Source organism: Aeromonas sp. BIGb0445, from assembly GCF_024809075.1.
Classification (GTDB): domain Bacteria; phylum Pseudomonadota; class Gammaproteobacteria; order Enterobacterales; family Aeromonadaceae; genus Aeromonas; species Aeromonas rivuli.
On the sequence record NZ_JANUES010000002.1, the window covers coordinates 431,957 to 454,309 of the forward strand.

At 54.8% G+C, this 22,353-nt stretch carries 21 protein-coding genes; 10 read left to right on the forward strand and 11 right to left on the reverse strand.

The genetic code is table 11. The features are described 5' to 3' along the window. Positions 1–287: 287 nt before the first annotated feature. Entirely contained in the window at positions 288–470 is a 183-nt protein-coding gene (locus M2367_RS05600) for a hypothetical protein (RefSeq protein ID WP_042043195.1), read from the reverse strand. A gap of 211 nt (positions 471–681) precedes the next feature. After that, positions 682–1,260 (reverse strand): PhnA domain-containing protein, encoded by a 579-nt coding sequence (locus M2367_RS05605; RefSeq protein WP_259236072.1) that lies wholly within the window; start codon positions 1,258–1,260, stop codon positions 682–684. 766 nt (positions 1,261–2,026) lie between these two features. Between M2367_RS05605 and M2367_RS05610 the strand changes: the two genes are divergently transcribed. Both M2367_RS05610 and M2367_RS05615 read left to right on the forward strand, forming a co-directional pair. Then, positions 2,027–5,254, forward strand: coding sequence for an ExeM/NucH family extracellular endonuclease (locus tag M2367_RS05610; protein ID WP_259236073.1), 3,228 nt, complete (start codon positions 2,027–2,029; stop codon positions 5,252–5,254). 161 nt (positions 5,255–5,415) lie between these two features. After that, on the forward strand, positions 5,416–5,841 hold the full coding sequence (locus M2367_RS05615; RefSeq protein ID WP_259236074.1) for a hypothetical protein: 426 nt from the start codon (positions 5,416–5,418) through the stop codon (positions 5,839–5,841). A gap of 125 nt (positions 5,842–5,966) precedes the next feature. On the opposite strand, the gene M2367_RS05620 is transcribed toward M2367_RS05615, so the two are convergent. Further along, on the reverse strand, positions 5,967–6,974 hold the full coding sequence (locus tag M2367_RS05620; RefSeq protein ID WP_259236075.1) for an AraC family transcriptional regulator: 1,008 nt from the start codon (positions 6,972–6,974) through the stop codon (positions 5,967–5,969). 430 nt (positions 6,975–7,404) lie between these two features. Here M2367_RS05620 and M2367_RS05625 point away from each other — a divergent pair, with 430 nt between their 5' ends. The 6 genes from M2367_RS05625 (at position 7,405) to M2367_RS05650 (ending at position 15,041) form a co-directional block, all read left to right on the forward strand. Further along, complete coding sequence (locus M2367_RS05625) at positions 7,405–8,412, forward strand: helix-turn-helix domain-containing protein (RefSeq protein ID WP_259236076.1); 1,008 nt, start codon at positions 7,405–7,407, stop codon at positions 8,410–8,412. A 288-nt stretch (positions 8,413–8,700) separates the two neighbouring features. Further along, a complete protein-coding gene (locus M2367_RS05630) occupies positions 8,701–9,255 on the forward strand; it encodes a fimbrial protein (RefSeq protein WP_224430496.1) in 555 nt (184 codons plus the stop codon). Between the two features lie 49 nt (positions 9,256–9,304). Next, complete coding sequence (locus M2367_RS05635; RefSeq protein WP_259236077.1) at positions 9,305–10,003, forward strand: molecular chaperone; 699 nt, start codon at positions 9,305–9,307, stop codon at positions 10,001–10,003. A gap of 135 nt (positions 10,004–10,138) precedes the next feature. Next, complete coding sequence (locus tag M2367_RS05640) at positions 10,139–12,655, forward strand: fimbria/pilus outer membrane usher protein (RefSeq protein ID WP_259236078.1); 2,517 nt, start codon at positions 10,139–10,141, stop codon at positions 12,653–12,655. A 58-nt stretch (positions 12,656–12,713) separates the two neighbouring features. Further along, the gene (locus M2367_RS05645; RefSeq protein ID WP_259236079.1) at positions 12,714–13,823 is read left to right on the forward strand and encodes a fimbrial protein; all 1,110 of its coding nucleotides are present in this window, start codon (positions 12,714–12,716) and stop codon (positions 13,821–13,823) included. A gap of 105 nt (positions 13,824–13,928) precedes the next feature. Next, positions 13,929–15,041: a fimbrial protein gene (locus M2367_RS05650; RefSeq protein WP_259236080.1), complete on the forward strand. Its 1,113-nt coding sequence runs from the start codon at positions 13,929–13,931 to the stop codon at positions 15,039–15,041. Positions 15,042–15,148: 107 nt separating this feature from the next. On the opposite strand, the gene M2367_RS05655 is transcribed toward M2367_RS05650, so the two are convergent. The 3 genes from M2367_RS05655 to M2367_RS05665 all read right to left on the reverse strand — a co-directional run bounded on the left by M2367_RS05655 (position 15,149) and on the right by M2367_RS05665 (position 16,824). Continuing rightward, the gene (locus tag M2367_RS05655; protein ID WP_042043201.1) at positions 15,149–15,685 is read right to left on the reverse strand and encodes a glycine zipper 2TM domain-containing protein; all 537 of its coding nucleotides are present in this window, start codon (positions 15,683–15,685) and stop codon (positions 15,149–15,151) included. Between the two features lie 387 nt (positions 15,686–16,072). After that, positions 16,073–16,372, reverse strand: a complete 300-nt coding sequence (locus M2367_RS05660; protein ID WP_259236081.1) for a hypothetical protein — start codon at positions 16,370–16,372, stop codon at positions 16,073–16,075. A 161-nt stretch (positions 16,373–16,533) separates the two neighbouring features. After that, a complete protein-coding gene (locus tag M2367_RS05665) occupies positions 16,534–16,824 on the reverse strand; it encodes a hypothetical protein (RefSeq protein WP_259236082.1) in 291 nt (96 codons plus the stop codon). Between the two features lie 186 nt (positions 16,825–17,010). On the opposite strand from M2367_RS05665, the gene M2367_RS05670 reads away from it, so the two are divergent. Then, the gene (locus M2367_RS05670; protein ID WP_259236216.1) at positions 17,011–17,745 is read left to right on the forward strand and encodes a YafY family protein; all 735 of its coding nucleotides are present in this window, start codon (positions 17,011–17,013) and stop codon (positions 17,743–17,745) included. A gap of 68 nt (positions 17,746–17,813) precedes the next feature. Next, entirely contained in the window at positions 17,814–18,134 is a 321-nt protein-coding gene (locus M2367_RS05675; RefSeq protein WP_259236083.1) for a hypothetical protein, read from the forward strand. A 151-nt stretch (positions 18,135–18,285) separates the two neighbouring features. Here the strand turns inward: M2367_RS05675 and hisIE are convergent, their stop codons facing one another. From hisIE to hisB, 5 genes are all read right to left on the reverse strand, one after another. Beyond that, entirely contained in the window at positions 18,286–18,915 is a 630-nt protein-coding gene (gene hisIE, locus M2367_RS05680; RefSeq protein ID WP_259236084.1) for a bifunctional phosphoribosyl-AMP cyclohydrolase/phosphoribosyl-ATP diphosphatase HisIE, read from the reverse strand. Then, the gene (gene hisF, locus M2367_RS05685) at positions 18,908–19,681 is read right to left on the reverse strand and encodes an imidazole glycerol phosphate synthase subunit HisF (protein ID WP_259236085.1); all 774 of its coding nucleotides are present in this window, start codon (positions 19,679–19,681) and stop codon (positions 18,908–18,910) included. Before hisF ends, hisIE begins: the two co-directional genes overlap by 8 nt. Then, positions 19,681–20,451, reverse strand: coding sequence for a 1-(5-phosphoribosyl)-5-[(5-phosphoribosylamino)methylideneamino]imidazole-4-carboxamide isomerase (gene hisA / locus M2367_RS05690; protein WP_259236086.1), 771 nt, complete (start codon positions 20,449–20,451; stop codon positions 19,681–19,683). Before hisA ends, hisF begins: the two co-directional genes overlap by 1 nt. Before the next feature lie 5 nt (positions 20,452–20,456). Next, positions 20,457–21,068, reverse strand: coding sequence for an imidazole glycerol phosphate synthase subunit HisH (gene hisH / locus M2367_RS05695; protein ID WP_404972857.1), 612 nt, complete (start codon positions 21,066–21,068; stop codon positions 20,457–20,459). Between the two features lie 79 nt (positions 21,069–21,147). Next, on the reverse strand, positions 21,148–22,347 hold the full coding sequence (gene hisB / locus M2367_RS05700; protein WP_259236087.1) for a bifunctional histidinol-phosphatase/imidazoleglycerol-phosphate dehydratase HisB: 1,200 nt from the start codon (positions 22,345–22,347) through the stop codon (positions 21,148–21,150). Positions 22,348–22,353 lie beyond the last annotated feature (6 nt).

A 22,353-nucleotide genomic window follows, 5' to 3' on the forward strand; every position in this document is an offset into this window, starting at 1 on the left:
GTCTGGCACCTGGCCTTGGGGCGGGGTGATGCGAGATGAGGTCCGGGCGATGAAACGCCGAATAGAAAAAACCGCCCTCAGGCGGTTTTTCATCATGGCAGCCCTTATTTCAGGGCTTTCTTCAGCTTCTTGATCTTGCCTTCGTGCTTGGCGATCTTGGCCTGACGAGCTTCAATTTTCTTCTTGATGTCTTTCTTGGATGCCTTAGCCATATTCCATTCTTCCTTAATGTCGGCACAGGGTGCCCTGGGTTGTCTCTCCATCGACGACTTGACTGATGATGAGGGTTAATTATCGTCTTGCTGTGAGCGAATATATTGCCGAATGAAGCGGCGGATCTCTCGGGAGGCCGAGCTGTCTTGCTGCTCACAAAGGTCGATAAATTGATCCCGCTCCTCGCCCGAGAGGCGGATGATTAATTGGGCGTCCTTCTTGGGCTTGCTGGCCCGCTTGCGTGGCACCTGTTCCATCTGGTTTCTCGCGTATCGCCAATGTATATACACTGTAGTGCAAATATCCGCCACGTCAAGCCTGAACTATGTGCCAAGTGGCGCTGGCTTTCCGAAGATGTGGATGCTGTGTCGCGAACCGCTATGGCGCTGGCCACTCATCCTCGCTGAGGAGGACAATAAAAAAGCGCCCGGAGGGCGCTGCTTATTTTCAGTGTAACAGTATGGTTTATCAGGCTTTTTTCAGGTAGGCGGCGACCAGTACTATCTGCACGCCATTGACCTTGCCTTCGATATGCAGGGGATTGTTGGTCAGGCGTATGCCCTTGACCAGGGTGCCGCGTTTGGCGGTAAAGCCACCCCCCTTGACCTCCAGATCCTTGATCAGGGTGACGGCGTCCCCCTCGACCAGCACGGCGCCGTTGGAGTCGACGGTCGCGACACTATCGTCATCTTCCGCGCTGATACCGGCTTCGGCCCAGCTCCTGGTCTCCTCTTCCATGTACATCATGTCGAGCAGGTCCTGGGCCCAAACTTCGCCCTGGCCAGCCAGATACTTGAGCTGGCGCCATGCCAGTACCTGCACCGCCGGGACCTGGCTCCACATGCTGTCCCCCAAGCAGCGCCAATGGTTGACGACTGTGGTGTCAGGCTCTGCCAGCTGGCCAAGGCAGGTCGCACACAGGGCGGCACTGTGATCATCATCTTGGGCAGGAGAGTGGGGAACCTGATAGGCAGTCAGGGCCTGTTCGGCACTGCACAGTTCACATTTGGCGCCAGCGCGCCCCTGCAAGATGGCATTGATGGTCATATCAAGGAGTCCCGGATGATGAGAGGCCCGCTGGGCCTGATAAGTGATTCGAGGCGCGTCTTGGACGAACGCCATAACAGGGGCCGCAATATAGCATAAATCCCCTCTATTTGTCAGGGGAAAGCGTCAGGGCCATGCAGCCGCCGGGGCCCTATATGGGGGGAGGGGATTGCAATTATCATTCAAGCTGGATAAGGCGCGACATGAATCATTATTTATCCCCCATGGAGGAGGATGACCTGCTGGTTTTTTCCTGCGTGTTGTCGACAATATATCCACTGAAAATGGAGTCCCCTTTACCGGGTCATGGTGCGTCATGGTTTGACGGTTATTTTCCCGCATCAAACGGAGGTGTGGAATACACATCGGCCCGCTTGTGATGGCCATGAAAATAGTCAGCAGGTATCTTTACAAGCACAAAGAAAATATGTATCTATCTGTTTTTATTTGAATTTAAGTTCACCTTTCTATCCATGGACAGACGGCCATTGCCCAGTGTATCCATGGATACCGGCCTGTGCTCCCATGCTATCCATCACGCTTATTCCTTAGGTTGTCGATTTATTCAACGCTATTTCAATCGGTCAGCGCCTGCGCTGTCACTGATGCGCAACAAAATCCTGTAATTGTTAACCAGCTCGCGGCATGAAGGGAGCCAAACTGGCACATTAGCGCGGTATTTGGCTCAGCCAATACAGCTGAAATAAGGTGCTGCCCGCCTGGCGGGTCATTAACAAATTTACCAATAAAAAAGGAATACTGGCTTATGTCTGGACGACATTCACTGATAGCGGCGGCCGTTGGTTTGGCCCTGTCAGGGCAAACCCATGCCCAATTGCTCATCACCGAGTACCTGGAAGGAACCGGTAACAACAAGGCCATCGAGCTGAGCAACCTGGGTAGCACGGCGCTGAACCTCGCCGACTACCGCCTCGCCCTCTATGCCAATGGTCGCACCCTGGCCCAGGGCCCGACCAACAGCCTGACCCTGCAAGGGCAGCTTGCCCCGGGGGCGAGTCTGGTACTGGCCCACCCGAGCGCCAGTGCCGATATCCTCGCCAAGGCCAACCAGACCAGTGGCAACCTCACCTTCAACGGTGACGACGGCCTGGTGCTCTATCGTGGTGATGAACTGGCCGACAGCCTGGGACAGATTGGGGTCGATCCCGGCAGCGCCTGGCAGTCGGGTTCGGTCAGCACCCTGGACATGACCCTGCGCCGCAAGGCCACGGTGAACCAGGGCCGTATGGATGCCGGATCCCCCTTCGACCCCGCCCTGGAGTTCAGCGCCTTTGCCAAGGATGACGCCAGCGGCCTGGGTTGCAACGGCGAGTCGGCCTGCGACGACAGCACACCCCCCAATGCCTTTGCCTGCCCGGTCGATGGGTTGACCCCCATTCCGGCCATTCAGGGCAGTGGCGCCACCAGTCCGCTGGTGCCCGCCGGTCGCTTCGAATCCGATATCAGCTATGCCACCCGTGGCCGGGTGACCCAGGTGGTCAATGGCCTCTACAAAGGCTTCTTCATCCAGGAAATGCAAGGGGATGGCGATGAGCGCACCTCGGATGGCCTCTTCGTCCATAGCACCCAGAGCAACCCCGCCATCAAGCCCGGGGTCGAGGTCTGTGTGCAGGGCAAGGTGGCCGAGTACTATAACCAGACCCAGATAGGTGCAACCGATCTGGTGGTGACCGATGCCAATGTCCAGCCGCCAGGGGCGGTGGATCTGCTACCCGATGGGGGCGAATCCCTGCAGACACTGCTCGAGCGCCACGAAGGGATGCGGGTGCGGCTGGTGCCAGCCTCCAGCCTGGTGGTGACCCGTAACTTCAGCTTCGATTACGACGGCAAACGCAACAACCTGGTGCTGGCCTATGGGGCGCCACTTATCAAGTCGACCCAGAAGTTCCCGGCCATGAGTCAGCAGGCGAGCGACTGGGCCGCGCGCAACCTTGCCAACCAGCTGGTGGTCGAGACCGATGCCAAGGCGCCGGATGGCGTGCTGCCCTGGTACCCGGGCTTCCATCCTGAGCAGGGTTATCTGCGCATCGGCGACAAGCTCAACAACCTCGAAGGGGCCATCGGTTACTCCTACAGCCAGTATCGTCTGGTGGCCGATAACCAGATTGGCAGTGCCGACGTGGACCATGGCGGCTGGGACAGGAGTGATACCCCAGAACTTGCCATGACCGGCGATCTGCGCATTGCCAGCTTCAACGTGCTCAACTTCTTCACCAGCGTGGTGGGGGGCGATGCCAACCCGACCGGCAGCAACCGCGGCGCTCTGACGGTCCCTGAGTTCGAGTTGCAGCGCACCAAGATAGTCAGCGCCATCACCCGCCTCAACGCCGATGTGGTGGGGTTGATGGAGATAGAGAACAACGGCTATGGCGAACACTCGGCCATCGCCAATCTGGTGGCGGCGCTCAATGGGGCCCTGCCCGACGAGGCGGATCACTATGCCTGGGTAGCCTCTCCGGATGGCCAGCCTATCGGCACCGATGCCATCACCGTCGGTCTCATCTACAAACCGGCCAAGGTGCAACTTGCCGGTGGCGCCGAACTTATCCCGCTGCCGGGACAAGTCGCCGAGACCCAGGACGCGGCGGGCAAGCCGGTGAGCATTCGCCAGGGCATGCGTGAATCCCTGCTGCAACGCTTCACCTCCCCCAAGGGGGATGTGCCGCTGACCCTGGTGGTCAACCACCTCAAGTCCAAGGGGTCGGCCTGCTTTGAGGATTATCCGGATTACGCCAGCGCCGATCCCCTCGATGGTCAGGGCCACTGCAATGCCCTGCGGGTCTCCGCCGCCAAGGTGCTCGGCGAGCAGCTGGCCACTGAGACGGGGGATCTGCTGCTGCTCGGCGACCTGAACGCCTATGGGCTGGAAGATCCCATCCGGGTGCTGACCGATTATGATCCGGCGGCGCAAGCGCGCCAGATCCTGAGCGCCTCCTTCACCACCCTGGCGGGGCAGCCTTATGAAGAGCAAGGCAGTGCCCTTGGCAAGGGGGCGGGGCTTGTCAACCTCAATACCCAGTTCCACGGCACCGACACTTACTCCTACAGCTACGAAGGGGAGCTGGGCAATCTGGATCACGCCCTGGCCAATCCCTCCCTGGCCAGCAAGGTGGTGGGCATAGAGGATTGGCACATCAACTCGGCGGAGAGCAACTTCTTCGAGTACGGGGTCAAGTACAGCGGCCAGTTGGTCAAGTCGGAAGGTCCCTTCAGCGCCTCGGATCACGATCCCGTGCTGATTGCCATCGACTATCCCGAGCCGCCTGCAGGGGTCATTGCCCTCGACAGCGCCGTGGCCCAGGTGGAGGAGGGGCAGACCCTGACCCTGACCGTGAGCCGCAAGGATGGCAGCCATGGGGCGGCCAGCGTCGACTACCGTCTGGTGTTTGGCAGCGCAGGGGCCACCGATGTGGCCCCGGTTTCCGGAACCCTCAACTGGTTAGCGGGCGACGAAGAGAGCAAGAGCATCAGCATCCCGGTCTTTAGCGATGGCCTGCATGAAGGGGATGAGCAGTTCACCCTGATGTTGCAGGATGCCAGCGGCGCCACCTTGGGTGAGCAGAGTCAGACCCTGGTCACCATCAAGGACAAGGCGATGGCGGCCACCATCGCCATGGCACAAGGGGAGATGCGAGTCAGCGAGGGGCAGTGGTTCGCCGAGATCCCGCTGGTACGCAGCGGCGACCTGAGTCAACCTGCCCGGGCCCAGCTTGCCTTCCAGGGCCAGAGTGCTTACTGGGGTCTGGACTTCCTGCCCTGGCTCAGCCCTTCCGTGAGCTGGGCGGCGGGCGAGGGCGGCAGCAAATCGGTCAAGGTGCTGATCCTGGATGACTGGTTCGTCGAGGGGACTGAACAGTTCACCGCCACCCTGCGTCAGGTGCGCGGCGCCGTGGCGGGAGAGCAACGCCAGACCCGGGTACAGATAGAAGACAACGACAAACCCTGGTGGCCCTTTGGCCGCAAAAATAGTTAAGTTAGCTAATTGATAAAGGGGAGCCTTGGCTCCCCTTTTTATTGAGAGATTAAACTTATTTTAATTTCGCGACTTGCCAGCTTTATTTCGCAACTTGTTAAGATTGAGGGTCGATAGATGAGTACTATTGTCTGATTAAACGAGCGCTCAGGGAGACGGATATGTCATCGCAGGTCTTGAAATTGTCGATATGTCAGATATTTATCGAACTGTATACCTATGCTGAGTTCTGGTTTGGCAACAGAGTGCGCGTCGAAGGTACTGTAACCCAATTGTTCAAAGAGTATTATCATACTAGCGATAAAGATTATCGAGAGTTTCGTTTGTGTGCCATCAAGCATATGGTGGCACTATCTGCTCAGGAAGATAGCCACTGTAGTAAACAAGAAAGTAATAGAAAAAGTGTAAAAGAGAGTGTGAAAAACCTTCCGATGAAGTACAAAATACCCTTGCTGCTGCAGATAAAAGGGAGGTTTTGTCGTGCAGATATTGCAAATATTTTGAATATCTCCCAGATGGAAGTTGACGAGCGATTATTTATTGGGAAAACAATTTTAAGAAACAAAAAAATTGACTCTAAAATGTAATCATGTAGTTTTAAGTTATGTATACATTTTTGAATGTAAACCCTGTGATTCCATTAAAAGGCATATTGGCACAAGTGTTTGCTACTTGTTCAGTTGTGGCTAGCTATGGAAAGCTGCTGATGAATCTAACCTTCAGGAAATTGTTGATTTTTCCATTGTTGAGGGGACATTCCCGTCCACTTTTTAAACTCCCGACTAAATGCAGAGGGGTCAGAGAATCCTAATTCAAATGCAATATTGGTAATGTTTTCTTGCCCCTGTGAAAGGTGGAAGCAGGCCTGTTGAAATCGGCACTCTTTCAACATAATTGTGTAGCTGGTATTAAGTTTTTTTAACGCCGCCTGTAGATTTCTGATAGATATTCCCAGTGTGGATGCCAATCGCCCAACACTACATTCTCCCGCTTTAAGAAGTTCTATCATAGTATGCTTGCATTTTGTTTCAAAGTTATCAGGATAGGATGACACCATTTTACTTAATACGTTATCTACGAGTGAGTTGACATCTTCCTCATAAATAACTGGAGAGCTGTCGGCATATTTCATTGGGAAGCTAACCCCATTAAAACCGGATGAAAACTGAATGTGTTTATGATGTTCATCACTATACTCTTCTGGAGAAGACATCATAACATTCATGTGCAGATCTTTTTTTGGTATACCCAATCTTGTATTGAGTAATTTATATAATGACTGCGTTTGACAGAGAGATAGCTGTTGCATCATGCGCCCATCTGGGTCAGCAAGGTTGATGATACTGATTATCCCAAGCGCTTTACTATCAGAGAAATCAAATACAAGACTATTGTTGTGCACATAAAATTTATCTTTTAATAGCGCAATTATTTCCTGCATGCTCTTACGAGTGGTTAAGGCCACGGATAGGGCACCCAGCCTTGACCTATAATCAATCAGCGCATAATGCATGCCAAACAATGGCATTTTTAACTCTTTGGCGGTGAGAGAAAATAGGTCTGCTACCGATACTACAGGGATGTAGTTATCAGGGTTTCTGATCTGGGCCGGGGTCAAACCGACCTGCTTCATCAATGTAACAGGATTCCCGTTATGGGATCTGACGAAGTGCTCAAAGTGAAATAAACATTCCGCCCTTACGATGAATTTCCGTTTCATCAGCATATCCAGAGGTAGCATCTATATGCGCCTAGTCTGATGCAACTGAAGCCATTACTCAAGCCTCTTCCTGTCTGTCACAAAATCAAGTGAAACTAAAATTCTTCAACATAAAATCATTTAAAATCATATTGTTATGCCTATGTGTGGGTCGTTCGAAGCCCTTTCCGTCATTGGTCATGTGAATTTCGCTATTGGTCAAGCATGCCTCGCAACCTTGCTGCTAGACTTTCCACCATAGAAATTGAGTGGACAAGCGCTTGAGTAGTTAACCTCTGTAAAGCCTATGAAAACCACCTTAATCCACCGCTATCTCTGCACATGAATAAATCAGTGCGGAGTGAGCGTGGTTTACTTTATAAGCGCGTCTTTGCGCATTTAATAGTTTTAATGCAACGCGGTTTTTGCATGTGCATGGAGAAAAATAGCGATGCAGTTCATCAAGGTGACAGTGTTAAGAGACTTTAAGGCATTGTGTAGTCATTACAAAATTGATCACTACTCAATGTTGGATGCGGTTGGGATAGAACCTAACTTACTTAAAGATACAGCAGAGGGAGTGATCCCATTTATAGCCTATGTCAGACTACTGGATCTGTCTGCAGAAGTGGCTAATGCCCCTTTGTTTGGCTTTTGGTTGGCGAAAGCTACAGGTGTTAATTTCACCGGCCCCCTGGCCCTTGGATTCAGACTGCAAAGCAGTTTGTCCAATGCCCTGAGTTTTTTGAAAGAGAACATCAGCATTTATGTCTCTGGCGCTTATATCTCACAGGAGAGTGCGCGTGATGGTTACTGTGCCATCTCGATTGGTTGTGATTACTCGGACAGTATTCAATACCCCGGTATCTGCCAGGCCATATCGACATATTTATACAATTACATCCAGCTGTCATCATTAGGTGATAGTCATCTATGCAGAATAGTGTTGGAGCAACCAGCACCACACAATCTCAAGGAGAAAAACATTCCCATCGACTTTGGCGGTATGTTCAATGGCGTTTGCTTTCCACAGACATGGCTGGAGCGAGGATTTGAGATAGAAAAACATGAGGTGTTGGATTATATCAACCACAAGGTTGAGGAGTTAAGAAATGATAAAGTGATTACTATCTGGGAGCAAACAGAGGAAGTCATCAGAAACACCCTTCGCTTTGGTAGTGGATCTATCTATACCGTTGCGAACAGTCTCAACATCAGTGTGAGAACGTTACAAAACAGGCTGAAAGCAGAAGGGAAGTCCTATTCTGAGCTCCTCAAATCAGTTCGGTATGAGATGGCCGTACGAGCCCTTGAAGGAAATGAATCTATTACTCAGATTGCATTCCATTTGGGGTTTTCTGATGTATCCGTATTCAGTCGGTGCTTTAAGGGCTGGACGGGTATGTCGCCAAATCAGTGGCGAGGAAAAATGGTAAAGCCGTTAAAGAGAGCTGGTTAGCCATTTTACGCGGATAGCGTCATGATTATTAATTAGAGCAGCACTGAATTGCAGTTTACCTTGCGCATTATGCACGCATTGGTGCATCGATTGTACGGGATGATCTCACATGGATCTGTATCATGTGATGACTGCCTGACAACAAAGATTGAATGAACGATTTAGTCCATGGATTTATACATTCTGTTATGGGCGGTTAGTTGCTTTACCGTCGGGTGGATATTGGGCCTTTTTGTTACTTGAGGCTTTTTTACTGTTTAATTTTTCTTGTATTTATGGAGCAATAAAATGATGAAGAAAACAATCCTGGTTTCGGCCACTGCTGTTGCACTGTTTGGTCAAGTAGGTATCGCCAATGCGGCATCCACTGGCACCATCACATTCAATGGTGAGTTAACTGCGACCACTTGCGATGTGAGTATTGATGGTCAAGGTGCCGATGCGACGGTAATACTGCCAACCGTAAGTGCAAACACTTTGGCTGCGGCAAATGACACCACTGGGACTACTGCATTCAATATGGCCCTGAGTAACTGTGCTGGCACATTGCAAACGGCATCTGCCTTCTTTGAAGCAGGCACCTCAGTTGACCTGGCGAGCGGCCTGCTCAATAACATGGGCGGTACAGCCACCAATGTGAGCTTGCAGCTGCGTGATGGTTCGAGTGCATCTCAGGATGTGATCCAGGTGGGCAATAGCAGCCAGGTGACCAATACCACCATGGTCGATACGTCCAGCGGCAGTGCCGTGCTTCCATACCTGGTTGAATATATCACCCCGGCCGGTGGCGCAACACCAGGTACTGTCACCAGCAATGTTACCTATTCAATTCAATACAAATAATTCATTACAGAGAGAGGCCTCCTCTCTCTGTATCTTTTGAGAGGAATATATGAGAACGATTTATCCCGGTTCGATAGGGTTGATTTGCATGCTTTTTTTAACAACATTTAGCATGAACACTTCAGCGAGTGTCGTTATAAAAGGGACGCGAGTAATATACAAATCTGATCGTCAGGAAGTATCCGTCAAGCTGGAGAATATGGGAGCAATACCCGTGCTGATCCAAAGCTGGGTTGATGAGGGCGATATTGATGCCAGGCCTGATGATATCAAGAGCCCATTTATCTTAACTCCGCCGATAAATCGCCTCGACCCAGGCAAGGGGCAGACTTTGCGATTACGCTACGTTGGCAGTCAGTTGCCGATGGATAAGGAGAGTGTCTTTTGGCTGAACGTGTTGGAGATCCCAGCAAAGAAAAAGTTGGCAAAAGATAACAACTCTCTTCAAATGGCATTTCGTTCACGCCTGAAGATATTTTATCGTCCTGCCAGTTTGTCTGGTTTACCCCACGAGGCGGTAAAGTTTGTTAGCTGGCAGAAGAGACAAAATGGCGTCGAAGCGAAAAATAGCAGCCCCTATTATATCTCTTTTGCGAGTCTGTCGCTGGCGGGTAACTCTATCGATGGCGATATGATTCCCCCCAAGAGTAGTAAGTTATTCAAGCTTAAAGGCAGTGCCAATCAGGTCAAGGGAACCTATGTGAATGACTATGGTGCCATCATCCCTTTTGAGTCGGTCTTGAATTAATTATTTCCTCTAGTCAGGCGTTATTTTGTAACTCCCTTGACCTAGCATATTCCTATGGGCGATAACATGAATATATGTACTGTCACTTTCATGAGAAACTTGACATCTTATAAAACACGCATCTCGAAATTGTCCATGGTGTTATTTTATGCTTATTCGTCAATGGTATTGGCGGGTCAGGATGATACAGATCGTGATTATAATACTGACTCAGAAGAGGTAGAATTCGATCCCTCTTTCTTGCATGTAATTGGCGGCAAGAGTATTGACCTGCATCAATTTGGCAAGGGAGCTATGGCACTACCCGGTCATTATACGGCAGATCTGTACATCAATGATGTTGTCTCAATGAGGAAAGAGATTGAAGTTATACGCGGGGATAATGGCGAGAGTTTCCCCTGCGTCGATTTGACGATCATTAAAAATATAAATTTTGACTATCAGTCATTGCCCAAAGAGTTCCTCGATGAACTGGATGGTAGATCGACATGTATCAATATTGCCAATTTTATTCCTGCTTCTGCGGTGAACTTTGACAGCAATGAGCAGCGCCTGGATATCAGTATTCCGCAACGCTATTTACTGAAGGTGGCTCGTGGTGCTGTCAACGAGAACCTATGGGAAAGTGGTATACCTGCGCTGTTATTGGGCTATGGTATTAATGGCTATAGTAGTGCATCTCATGGTGTGAGAAACAATTCCATCTATGCTGGTATTGATGCGGGACTAAACATAGGATCTTGGTACTTCAGACATAAAGGATCATATAATTGGGCCGATTATGGTCTGAGTGATTACAGCATGATCAGTAATTATGTTCGTCATGATTCAGCAAACATCGGCGGCACCATCACCATAGGGCAATCAAACACCACAGGCCAAATATTTGACAGCCTGCCTTATCGCGGTATCAGTGTTGCCAGTAATGACAGCATGCTGCCCTCCTCATTAAGAGGTTATGCTCCTGAGGTGAGAGGGGTTGCGCGCACGAATGCGAGAGTCATCATACGGCAAAATAACCAGACCATTTATGACACTACGGTGTCTCCAGGTGAGTTTGTCATTGATGACCTCTATCCGACGGGCTATGGCGGCGACCTGGATGTGAGTGTCAATGAGGCTGACGGCTCAGAACATCATTTCAAGGTACCCTATAACGCAGTATCTGAATTGCTGCGTCCTGGTACGGCCAAATATTCATTTACGGCCGGGAAATATTATTCGACCAGCCTCATCAGCTCACCATCGTTATTGGAAATGACTTACCAGTTTGGTTTGACTAACTATCTCTCCCTCTATAGCGGAGGACAGGCGAGCGATCACTATTACACCGGTTTGCTTGGCTCTGCCATGGGAACCCCTGTAGGCGCGTTCTCTTTTGACATCTCCTATGCCAAGACGGAATTGGGAGAGGAGGGCGGCGTGATGGGCAATGAACTGAGCGGACAGAGTTATCGAGTCAGTTACAGCAAAGATTTTCAGGCAACGGGCAGCAATCTTGCCATTGCCGCAAACCGTTTCTCCTCGGACGGTTTCATGGACTTTCAAACAGCCATGCAGACGAGAGACGTCATAGATCGTGGTGGTAAAAGTGATCAGGTTTTTCGAGCAAAAAATCGCTTCACCGTGTCGGCCAGCCAGAGTCTCCCTGTTGGCTGGGGCCATGTGTATGTCAGCAGTTCGGTACAAAACTATTGGAACCGAAGTGAAACCGATAAACAGTATCAGGCTGGTTATAGCAATCAATATCGAACCTTGTCATATGGACTTAGCCTGAATCGCAGTTACAACCAGAATAATGATGCTGAAGATACCGTATTGCTGAATTTCAGTATGCCCTTAGGAGTAGGTGCCAATACACCTCAGTTGCGTCTTGATCTCTCTCGTGACAGCAGTGGTCATTTGGCACAACAGGCCACGCTTTCCGGATCCGCCGGGGAAGATAACCAAATGAGTTATGGCCTTTCAATGCTGCATGATTACCGAGGTCGAAACAGTGTCACAACTTACGGCCAATATCGGACCCCGGTTACCAACCTCAGTGGGAGTATCAATTCGGGTTATTACTATAACAGCGAAACAATTGGCCTGACGGGCACCCTGGTTGCCCATGAGGGGGGTATTACTGCGACGCCTTATAACGCTAACACCTTTGCCTTGGTGGAGGCCAAAGGGGCCGAAGGGGCCTCCGTCTCGTCATACCCAGGGGTGCGGGTCGATGGCAATGGATATGCATTGGTGCCGAACTTGACCGCCTATCAGATCAATAATATCGAGTTGGATCCCAATGGCATCGCAGCGGATGTCGGTCTGGAAAACACCCTGCTGAAAGTCGTTCCCAGGGCGGGAGCCGTGGTGAAAGCGCAATACCAGACCAGGCAAGGAACTCCCTTGCTGATCAATGCCCGCTACCAGGGCAAGCCGGTGCCCTTTGGTGCCAAGGTGCGGGATGAAACAGGAGATTACGTCGGAGCCGTCGGTCAGGGAGGACAGCTCTATGCCAGGGTGGCGCAGTCTGCGGGCTCTTTGGTGCTGAGCTGGGGCGAGGGAAAGAACAAGGAGTGTCGACTCGAGTATGCATTGACCCCCTCCCTGACGGGAGACCAACCTTTCGCGATTGCGCGTCTCGAGGCCGAGTGCCTCCCGTTATAAGCGATGAAAATGATATTGGCTACCCGTTGATGGGTGCAAACAAGAGATGAACATGAAGATGACAAGCTGTAATTTCAAGATGATGATCCAACGAGGCGCTGTTGCGCTGCTGCTCTATACAGGCGTGCCGCTCTTTGCCCAGGCAGCGCCGTTGTGCACCATAGATGCGGCAACCCCGGTCATCAACTACACGGCTGTTTTGCAAGGCGGCAACCTGACGGTGGGGCCGGATACGCCGGATGGCACCATCATTTTTCGCCAATATTTCAAGCCCTCCTACAACGTCAGATACGTGTGCGCCAGCTCGCCGACCCCTTATAGCCTGCATGAATACGACGATTACCAGAGCCTGCCATTGCCTCTCTCTTCTTGGGGAGGCTCCCCCTTCGGGGGCCAGGTCTATGAGACAGGGGTGCCGGGTATAGGGGTAGTCGCCTGGTATTCTGGCACCGCCTTCCCCTTGTCGAAGAACCCAGCCGATGTCAATGCCCTTTCCGTCTTTACAAAGGCGTTTATCCCGGAGTTTGATATCAGCTTCATCAAGACGGGTCCCATCAGCCCTGGCACCATACAGGGGGGGCAGTTGCCCACCCTGCGGGCCGACATGGTCATGGACGATGGCACCCATTACCCCATCATCAGGGCGGCGATGAGCGGCAGCATCAACATCGTCTCCCAGTCGTGCACCACCCCGGATGTCAGTGTCGATCTGGGCAGCCATGATATTGCCAGCAACTTTAGCGGTCAGGGTAGTGCCACCCCCTGGGTTCCCTTCCAGCTTCGGATGGAAAATTGTCCGACCTTTTATGGCACCATCAACGATGGTCAGAACAACTTCTACAGCAACGATGGCAGCAGCGGGGTCGGTGCTGTGAGCCCCAACTCCATCACGGTGAGCCTCACCCCCAATACCGCCATCATCGATGATGCCCAAGCGATCATGGGCTTGGCCGACACCGGCAGCCAGGCTAGCGGGGTGGGGATCCAGATTGCGGCTTATCAGGAGAGTAGGCCCGCGACCTTCAGCAAGCCCACCATTTTTTACCAGGGTTCGGATGGTTCCCCCTCTCGGACGGTGAACTATTTTGCCCGTTATATACAGACGGAGACGACTGTCACCCCGGGGGATGCCAATGGCACTGTCTCTTTCCTGATTGAATATAAATAACGAGGTGAACAGGCAGGGCGATGGGAGACCCCTTAACCGATAGAGATACCAAAAGAGCGTTATTTAAGACGTCGGTACTCATCATATAAAAAAGGAAATATCAGCATGGGATATGCAGATGTTATCAAAGGGCCCCTTCAAATAGGGGGGGCTGGTTTTTTTGCGCTCTATCTGGGCATTGTCCAACCGGCCATGGCGGCCCCCAAGTGCACAGTACGGCCAGAGAATCCGGTGGTGGATACCACCTCGGTATTGCAAGGGGGAAACTTGACGGTGGGGCCCGATACGCCGGATGGCACCATTATTTTTCGTCAATATTTCAAGGCAACCCATTGGGCATACTATGACTGTGAGCCGTCACCGACGCCTTACAGCTATAGCGAGGTCGATGACTTTTTGGTGCTGCCGCTGCCACTCTCCTCCTGGAGTGGTACTCCCTTCGGCGGACGAGTCTATGAGACAGGGGTGCCGGGTATAGGGGTAGCCGCCTGGTATTCGGGGACAGCGTTTCCATGGACCAGGGTGACGAGAAATGTGGCTGAAAATAGTTACTACTCCATAAATTTCGATCCCTCCTTTGATATTAACTTTATTAAAATTGGTCCCATTTCAGCGGGTACCATAAGTGGCAATATGTTGCCGACGATTAAAACCGAATTTGTCATGGATGATGGTACCCGCTATCCGGTGGAAACGGTGTCATTCAGTGGTGCCATCAATATTGTCTCTCAATCTTGCATGACACCGGATGTTTATGTTGAGCTGGGGCGTCATGATATCGCTGCTTTTAAAGGGGTGGGCAGTGGGATGCCTTGGGTGCCATTCAACATTGAGTTGCAACAGTGCCCAACCTTTCATGGCACCCTTAACGATGGGCAGAATACTTTCTACAGCAATGATGGCAGTGCCGGGGTGGGGGCAAGATCCCCCAATATCATCAAAGCAAGTTTGATGCCCAATACCACCATCATCGATGATGGCCTGGCCATCATGGGCCTGGCAGATACCGGCCGCCAGGCTGAGGGGATCGGAATACAGATAGCGATTCAGCAGGGAAGCCGCCTGGCCAGCTTCAACCAGCCGATAGACTTCATTGCCGGCATGGATGGCAGCCCGACCCGGTACTTGCCCTATTTAGCCCGCTATATTCAGACCGAAGCCGAGGTGACGCCTGGCGATGCCAACGGCACCATGGCGTTTCTTATCGAATACCAATAACCCCCTTGAGAGATAAAGGGTCATATTGCAGCCCATGTCATGACTCAGGCCCAACAAAAAGCCCATCAATCGATGGGCTTTTTGTTGGGCCTGAGCTGGCGTTGCGCTTAGCTCTGGCTGTCGATGACCAGCTTGCCATCCTTGACGGGGATGGTTTTTCCCGGCTCGCGATCCATGCGGATCACCCCTTCCTGACCGGCCAGCTTGTAGCTGACGTCATAGCCCAGGGTGCGGGTGCTGCTGTCTTGCACCGTCTTGCAGCGCTGCTCGGTGGTGGTGTAGGTGTCATTGTTTTGCATGTTGCCTTGCACCTGATTACCGGCGTAGCCGCCCGCCGCCGCCCCGGCGACCGTGGCCACCGTCTTGCCGCTGCCACCGCCAAATTGATGACCGAGTACGCCCCCCAAGGCGCCGCCGACCACGGTGCCGAGGATCTTGTGCTGATCCTGTACCGCTTTGCGGTGGGTCACCGTGACGTTGCGACACTCCTGGCGAGGCGTCTTGATGGTCTCGGTGACAGGCTTGCTGGCCAGCACTTCGGCGAACTGGGGCTTGGACTCAAACAGTGAGCCGCTTGCCACCGCCGAGAGGGTCACTGCCGAGGCTATACCGATGCCGAGACCGGCTAACAGGGACTTGTTCATCTCTCTCTCCTTACAGTCTGTTGCTGCCTGCGATGAGGCTTGCCGCTATCTTGGCAGTTTACGCAATAGTCTCAAGGCAAAGGCCCCCCGATTGCGACAAGGATTGACTGCGCCAAAAACCGCCGCCTGCAAAGGGTGTCTGTAAATAGCGACAAGTCAGGCCCGGATAGCTGCAACATCCGGCGGAGTGGGGCCGGTGGCGGGCGATGAAAGAGGGGGCGTTGACGAGCCGGGACTGCTACCTCGACCGGCCAGGGTTGAGACACCAGATGGTTTCTCTTGTGCAGAGGCAAGGAGGCGGCGGCCAACTCTGGGGGAAGAGTGTTTGCGGATAGTATAAAGAGAGCGATGAACGGGGCCCTGTCGCCATGGCCCCGGCAAGCGGGTTCAGCGGGGCGACTTGGTGCCCCTGACCCACTTGTTCAGCGCCTCCCACAGGCCGCTGATGAAGTAGTAGAGTCCCCCCGCTTCGGTCGCCTTGGTGTACTCCTCCAGAGGTTCAATCATGCCGCTTCGGAATTTTTCGAGGGCCTCCTGGTCACTGTCTGCCTGTATGTAATCCCCCACCACCTCGAACTCCTGGGCCAGCAGTTGTTCCTTTTCCGGCAAAAAGGACGGCGATGACATCAGCAAGAAGGTGACACTGGCGGGATCCTGCCCCTGACGGAAGAACTGGTATTTGCTCATACAACCTCTGGATTTGGATAGCATGGCGGCATTATCCCCGCAGGGAGCCCGCCTTGGCAGGCCCCATCTGTGGCGTCAAACGGAGTCGGTTGTTCAGGTTGACTTCAGGCTGCGGGTGAATGGCTGCGGGGTTGTGTTGCTCTGCGCTAAGGCGCGCGCACTCAGCCTTGGCGCGGTTTTTTCTTGCCAAATAGCCGGGGGGCATGGAGCAGCAAATAGATGAAGGCGCCGTGGGCGGTGGGGGCACCATAGGGGCGGCTGGGTTCTGCCATGTTGAGCTGGTGGGATTGCACCGCCGACCGGGGATCGGGGGCCAATATGGGTTCCCCGATAACCTCGAAGCCCTGGGACAGCAGTGCCTGCTTGTCCCTGAAAAAGTCGGCGGCGGCCATGTCGAGCAAGGTGAAGGCTTCGGGTGCTTCCTGGGTGGCAAAAACCTGGTATTTGTTCATGGAGCCTGGGGCTAAGTGGCAAGGGACAGTGGCCATTATCGTCGCGAGCTCATTGAGAGGCGACTCCCTGTCTAGGGGGGATGGGTCAGGAAGAGGCTGCCATCGGCAGCCATCCCGACTTATCATGGCCGCCCCATCATGGCGTCCCTGAGGCATGCGGTGAGAAAATCGGATCGACTGTTTCAATTGACCAACTTGCTGCGCGCCCACCAGCCGCTGACCGCCAGCGCGCTGGCCGAGCGGCTCTGCGTGTCGGAGCGAACCATCTATCGCTATATGGACGATCTCTCCCTGGCGGGTATCCCCGTGTATGGGGAGGTCGGGGTTGGTTATCGGCTGAGTGAGGGGTTCGAGCTGCCCCCCTTGCAGCTGTGCGCCGCAGAGCTCGATGCGCTGATCACCGGAGTGAATCTGGTGACTGTGCTGACCGGCAAAGGGCTGGCTGATCCGGCTCGGGCCCTGCTGGCCAAGATAGAGGCAGCCTTGCCGGCGGGGCGCCCTGCATCACAACCTCATTCCGTGCGGGTGCCTGATCATCGCCGTGCCAGCGATGAGTATGGACGCTGGGATCAGCTGCACGGCGCCATTGCGGCAGGAGACTGGTTGAGCATCGATTATGGCGCCGCATCGGGTCAACAGACCCGCAGACGCATCTACCCGCTAGGACTCTTTTATTGGGGGGGCCGCTGGACCTTGGGGGCCTGGTGCTCCCTGCGCCAGGGTTATCGGGATTTCAGGATAGATCGCATTCACGCCCAGATTTCGGTGCCGCACTGTGACAACCCGCCCCCTTGGGTGAGCCTGGCTCACTATCTTGACGAGCGGCGCGTCGAGACGACATCTGGGAATATGGTCACCTTGTCCGGGATCAGGCCGATGCTGAACGGACTGCCGAACGGCAAAAAAGGTGAACAGGACTGACACAGTGCTGTCAGTGGCACTGCCCTATGCTCCCCTCTCCATTTAACCAATATGAAGAGAGAGCAGCGATGATAGTCAATGGCGGTATGCAAGGGGTGGGCGGTCTGGAGTTTGCCACCTTCAGGCTCAAGGAGGGGGTAACAGAGCAGGCGTTGATCGCCTTGTCGCAGCGGGTCGAGGCCGAGTTTCTGGTGCAGCAACAGGCGCTTGTCGTCCACTGTTTGCTGCGCGGCGCCGATGGCACTTATGCCGATCTGGTGATGGCCCCGAGTCAGGCGCTGGCTGAAGCCTACTGTCAGCAGTGGCTGCATAACGAGGTAGCGGGTGAGTACCTGGCGCTGTTGGAGACGAGCTCGGTCAACATGAGCTTCTGGAGCCGCATCAATTGAGGGTTGCACCCGAGAGAGGGGACTCTCATTCACGACCCTCTTGCTGGTCAATCGCCCGTGCCTGCCAATGGTTTCATCAACGGCAGCATGGATAAAAAAACGGGCCAGAGGGCCCGTTTCTATGTCGATAGGTGAGAAAGTGACGCCTCGCCTATTGGGTGTGGCGCTCATAGAGGCGCGCCACCACATCCTTCAATCCCAGCCCCTCGTTTTGCAGCAGCACCGTCAGGTGATAGAGCAAGTCGGCGGATTCGTTGATCAGCTCTTCCCGATCTTTCGCCATGGCGGCCAGCGCCACTTCGACCCCCTCTTCACCGACCTTTTGGGCGATGCGCTTGGTGCCCTTGGCATAGAGGCTGGCGGTGTAGCTGGTAGCAGGGTCGGCGCCCTTGCGCGCCGCCAGGATCTGCTCAAGCTCGGCCAGGAAGCCCAGCGGCGGCAGCGGGTGGCCATCGAAGCAGGACGCGGTGCCGAGATGGCAGGTAGGACCGACCGGGTCTGCGGCAATCAGCAGGGAATCGCTGTCGCAGTCGGTGCTGATGGCGACCAGCTTCAAGACATGGCCCGAGCTCTCGCCCTTGGTCCAGAGACGCTGCTTGCTGCGGCTAAAGAAGGTGACCTGGCCGCTGGCCAACGTCTTTGCCAGGGCCTCGCGGGTCATGAAGCCTTGCATCAGCAACTGGCCGCTGGCGGCGTGCTGTACCATGGCGGGGATCATCTCATCGCACTTGGCCCAGTCGAGCCGGTCGATGAGGGTGGGATCAATCACTGGATTATTCACGGATAGCGACTCCTTGGGTGCTAAGCCAACGCTTCAATTCGGGTATGGGAATGAGACCTTTGTGGAACACCGAGGCGGCCAGGGCCCCGTCCACATCGGCGTCGATAAAGGCATCGCGAAAATGCGCCATGGTACCGGCGCCGCCCGAGGCGATGAGGGGCACCTTGCACTGGGCGCGCACCAGCTTGAGCTGGTCGAGATCATAACCCTGGCGCATGCCGTCCTGATTCATGACGTTGAGCACTATCTCACCTGCGCCCCGCTGTTGCACCTCTTTCACCCAGTCGAGGGTATTCCAGGCGGTTGTGCGGGTGCGGCTCTCGTCGCCGGTGAACTGCTTGACCTGATATTGGCGGCTCTGTTCATCAAAATAGGAGTCGATGCCGACCACGACGCACTGGACCCCAAAGCGCTCGGCCAGGCGGGTGATCAGGGTCGGATCGGCCAGGGCAGGGGAGTTGATGGAGACCTTGTCGGCGCCAAATTCCAGGATGCGCTTGGCATCCTCGACGCTCTTGATGCCACCGGCGACGCAGAAGGGGATGTCGATCACTTCCGCCACCCGGCTCACCCAGCTCTTGTCGACCACGCGATCATCGCTCGAGGCGGTGATGTCATAGAACACCAGCTCGTCGGCGCCCTCCTGGGCATAGCGACGGGCCAGCTCAACGATACCCCCCATCACCTCGTGATGGCGAAACTGCACGCCCTTGACCACGACGCCATCTTTGACGTCGAGACAGGGGATAATACGTCTTGCCAGCATCAGTGGCCTCCTTGTAGTGACGAAGCGGCTTCGCCCTGACTTGCCCAGCAATTGATGGCGTCGCTCACGGTGAACTTGGCCTCCAGCAGGGCGCGGCCGAGGATGATGCCCTTGACCCCGGACCCCTTGAGCGCCTCTATGTCCCCAATGCCGCCGATGCCGCCCGAGGCTTGAAACGCCACGCTCGGGTAGCGGGCGCAGAGATCCCGGTAGAGCTCGACGTTGCACCCCTTGAGCGTGCCGTCCCGGCTGATGTCGGTGCAGAGCACATGCTTGAGCCCGACCGGCAGGAATCGCTCGATGAGTGCCTCTATGGTGATGCCGCTGTCCTCTTGCCAACCCGCCACCGCTATCTTGCGATTGCCCAGGGAGTCTATGTTGACGTCCAGGGCGAGCACTATCTGCTCGGGGCCATATTTTTCCATCCAGCTCGCGACCAGCTCGGGGGACTTGACCGCGGTGGAGCCAATCACCACCCGATTGGCACCGGCGGCCAGCAAGTCGGCCACGTCCTGTTCGCTGCGCACGCCGCCACCGACCTGCACCGGGGCTTCGGTGGCCGAGAGCAGCTGCGCGATGAGGGCGAGCTGACGGGCCTTGGCGTCTTTGGCGCCATCGAGATCGACCAGATGCAGTTGTACCGCGCCCTGGGAGACATATTCATCGAAGCGTGCCTGGGGGGCACTGGCATACTCGGTCTTCTGGTCGTAATCGCCCTGATAGAGGCGCACCACCTGGCCGTTAATCAAATCAATTGCCGGAATAATCATCCTTGTCATAGCTCCAGGAAATTTTGCAGTAAACGGGCACCGACGGCGCCGGAGCGCTCCGGGTGGAACTGAGCGCCAAACACATTGTCCTGATGGGCGATGGCGGTGAAGGGCACCCCATAGTCGCAGCTGGCCAGGGTCGCCTGGGTCACTTCCAGGGCGTAGGAGTGCACAAAGTAGAAGTAGCTGCCATTGGGGATCCCCTTGAGCAGAGGATGTGTCTCATCGTGCGCTATCTGGTTCCAGCCCATGTGGGGCAGGCGCAGCGTGCCTACCTCCATCAGTTTGATCTTGCCGGGAATGATGCCGAGACAGGGGAGCTCGGCGCTCTCATTCATGGTCTCTTCCGAGGCTTGTGCCAGCATCTGCATGCCCAGACAAAAGCCGAGCAGGGGCTGGCGGGCTTCGCGGATGAGAGGCACCAGCTCGCGCTCGTTCAAGTTGCTCATGGCCGCTACCGCCGTGCCCACCCCGGGCAGGATCAACTTGTCGGCGGCGCGGATATCGCGGGCGTCGCAACTCACCTTGGGGCTGACCCCGAGTCGTTCGAAGGCCATGCGCACCGAGGCCAGATTGGCGCAGCCAGTATCGATAATGACCAGATTTTGTGTGCTCATCAGCAGCTCCTTCTTGTGGGCAGGCCCCTGCTTGGCACTGTCGCGGCGCTATCGATAACGGTCAGGTTGCACGAGCCCATCAGAGCACCCCCTTGCTGGAGGGGAGATCCGTGCCTTCCACCCGGATGGCCTGGCGCAGGGCGCGGCCGAAGCCCTTGAACAGCGCCTCCACCTGGTGGTGACTGTTACCGGCATCCACCGAGAGGTGCAGGGTGATGGCCATGGCGTCCGACAGGGAGCGGAAGAAGTGGGGCACCATCTCGGTGGCCATCTCGCCCACGCTGTCGCGGCCAAAACCGGATTCGCAGCGGAACACGAAGTAGGGGCGACCGCTCAGATCCAGGGCGGCGCTCACCTTGGCGTCGAGCAGGGAACCTTCGGCCGGCAGGCGAGGCTGAGTATCGATCAGTGCTTCTACCTCCACCTTGGTATCGAGCAGGGAATCTTGCGTTGGCAGGCGAGGCCGGGCATCGATCAGCGCTTCCACTTCGTCCATGGCGAGCACGAAGCCAAAACGGCCTATGCCGCGCTTGTTGCCAAGGGCCTCGCGCAGGGCCTGACCCAGGGCCAATCCGACATCTTCCACCGTGTGGTGATCGTCAATGTGCAGATCGCCGCTCACCGCCAGTTGCAGGCTGAAACCGGCGTGGGTCGCTATCTGATCGAGCATGTGATCGAAGAAGCCGATGCCGGTGCTGATCTGGTTGCCGCCGCTCTTGTCCAAGTCCAGTGCAACCCGGATACGGGTCTCCTTGGTGTTGCGCTCCACCAGGGCGGTGCGCCCCTTGCTGAGCAGCTGATCGCGGATGGCGAGCCAGTTGTGATCGCGTGGCTGATAGCGAATGCCGCGAATGCCCATGTTCTCGGCCAGCTGGATATCGGTCTGCCGGTCGCCAATCACAAAGGAGTTGGCAAAGTCGATGCGGCCCGAGGCGAGATACTCCTTTACCAGCCCCAGATGGGGTTTGCGGCAGCTGCAGCCATCGGTGGGGAAGTGGGGGCAGATGAGCACCTTCTCCCAGTTCACACCCTGGGACTCGAAGATGTGCATCATCAGATCCTGGGGTGGCTGGAAGTTTTCAAGGGGCAGGCTGGCCGTGCCCAGCCCATCTTGATTGGTGACCATCACCAGCACATAACCTGCGGCCTGCAGCTCGCGCAGCACCGGGATCACCATGGGCTCGAAGCGCAGCTTGGCGAGGCTGTCCACCTGCTTGTCGGTGACAGGCTCTTCAATCAGGGTGCCGTCACGGTCGATAAATAAAAATGGGGTCTTCATCTCTCT

Bases quoted from the DNA above. Each gene is read 5' to 3' on its own strand.
- M2367_RS05600 (WP_042043195.1), bottom strand. From the start codon at position 470: ATGGAACAGGTGCCACGCAAGCGGGCCAGCAAGCCCAAGAAGGACGCC.
- M2367_RS05605 (WP_259236072.1), bottom strand. From the start codon at position 1,260: ATGACCATCAATGCCATCTTGCAGGGGCGCGCTGGCGCCAAATGTGAA.
- M2367_RS05610 (WP_259236073.1), top strand. From the start codon at position 2,027: ATGTCTGGACGACATTCACTGATAGCGGCGGCCGTTGGTTTGGCCCTG.
- M2367_RS05615 (WP_259236074.1), top strand. From the start codon at position 5,416: ATGTCATCGCAGGTCTTGAAATTGTCGATATGTCAGATATTTATCGAA.
- M2367_RS05620 (WP_259236075.1), bottom strand. From the start codon at position 6,974: ATGAAACGGAAATTCATCGTAAGGGCGGAATGTTTATTTCACTTTGAG.
- M2367_RS05625 (WP_259236076.1), top strand. From the start codon at position 7,405: ATGCAGTTCATCAAGGTGACAGTGTTAAGAGACTTTAAGGCATTGTGT.
- M2367_RS05630 (WP_224430496.1), top strand. From the start codon at position 8,701: ATGATGAAGAAAACAATCCTGGTTTCGGCCACTGCTGTTGCACTGTTT.
- M2367_RS05635 (WP_259236077.1), top strand. From the start codon at position 9,305: ATGAGAACGATTTATCCCGGTTCGATAGGGTTGATTTGCATGCTTTTT.
- M2367_RS05640 (WP_259236078.1), top strand. From the start codon at position 10,139: ATGGTGTTATTTTATGCTTATTCGTCAATGGTATTGGCGGGTCAGGAT.
- M2367_RS05645 (WP_259236079.1), top strand. From the start codon at position 12,714: ATGACAAGCTGTAATTTCAAGATGATGATCCAACGAGGCGCTGTTGCG.
- M2367_RS05650 (WP_259236080.1), top strand. From the start codon at position 13,929: ATGGGATATGCAGATGTTATCAAAGGGCCCCTTCAAATAGGGGGGGCT.
- M2367_RS05655 (WP_042043201.1), bottom strand. From the start codon at position 15,685: ATGAACAAGTCCCTGTTAGCCGGTCTCGGCATCGGTATAGCCTCGGCA.
- M2367_RS05660 (WP_259236081.1), bottom strand. From the start codon at position 16,372: ATGAGCAAATACCAGTTCTTCCGTCAGGGGCAGGATCCCGCCAGTGTC.
- M2367_RS05665 (WP_259236082.1), bottom strand. From the start codon at position 16,824: ATGAACAAATACCAGGTTTTTGCCACCCAGGAAGCACCCGAAGCCTTC.
- M2367_RS05675 (WP_259236083.1), top strand. From the start codon at position 17,814: ATGATAGTCAATGGCGGTATGCAAGGGGTGGGCGGTCTGGAGTTTGCC.
- hisF (WP_259236085.1), bottom strand. From the start codon at position 19,681: ATGCTGGCAAGACGTATTATCCCCTGTCTCGACGTCAAAGATGGCGTC.
- hisA (WP_259236086.1), bottom strand. From the start codon at position 20,451: ATGATTATTCCGGCAATTGATTTGATTAACGGCCAGGTGGTGCGCCTC.
- hisH (WP_404972857.1), bottom strand. From the start codon at position 21,068: ATGAGCACACAAAATCTGGTCATTATCGATACTGGCTGCGCCAATCTG.
- hisB (WP_259236087.1), bottom strand. From the start codon at position 22,347: ATGAAGACCCCATTTTTATTTATCGACCGTGACGGCACCCTGATTGAA.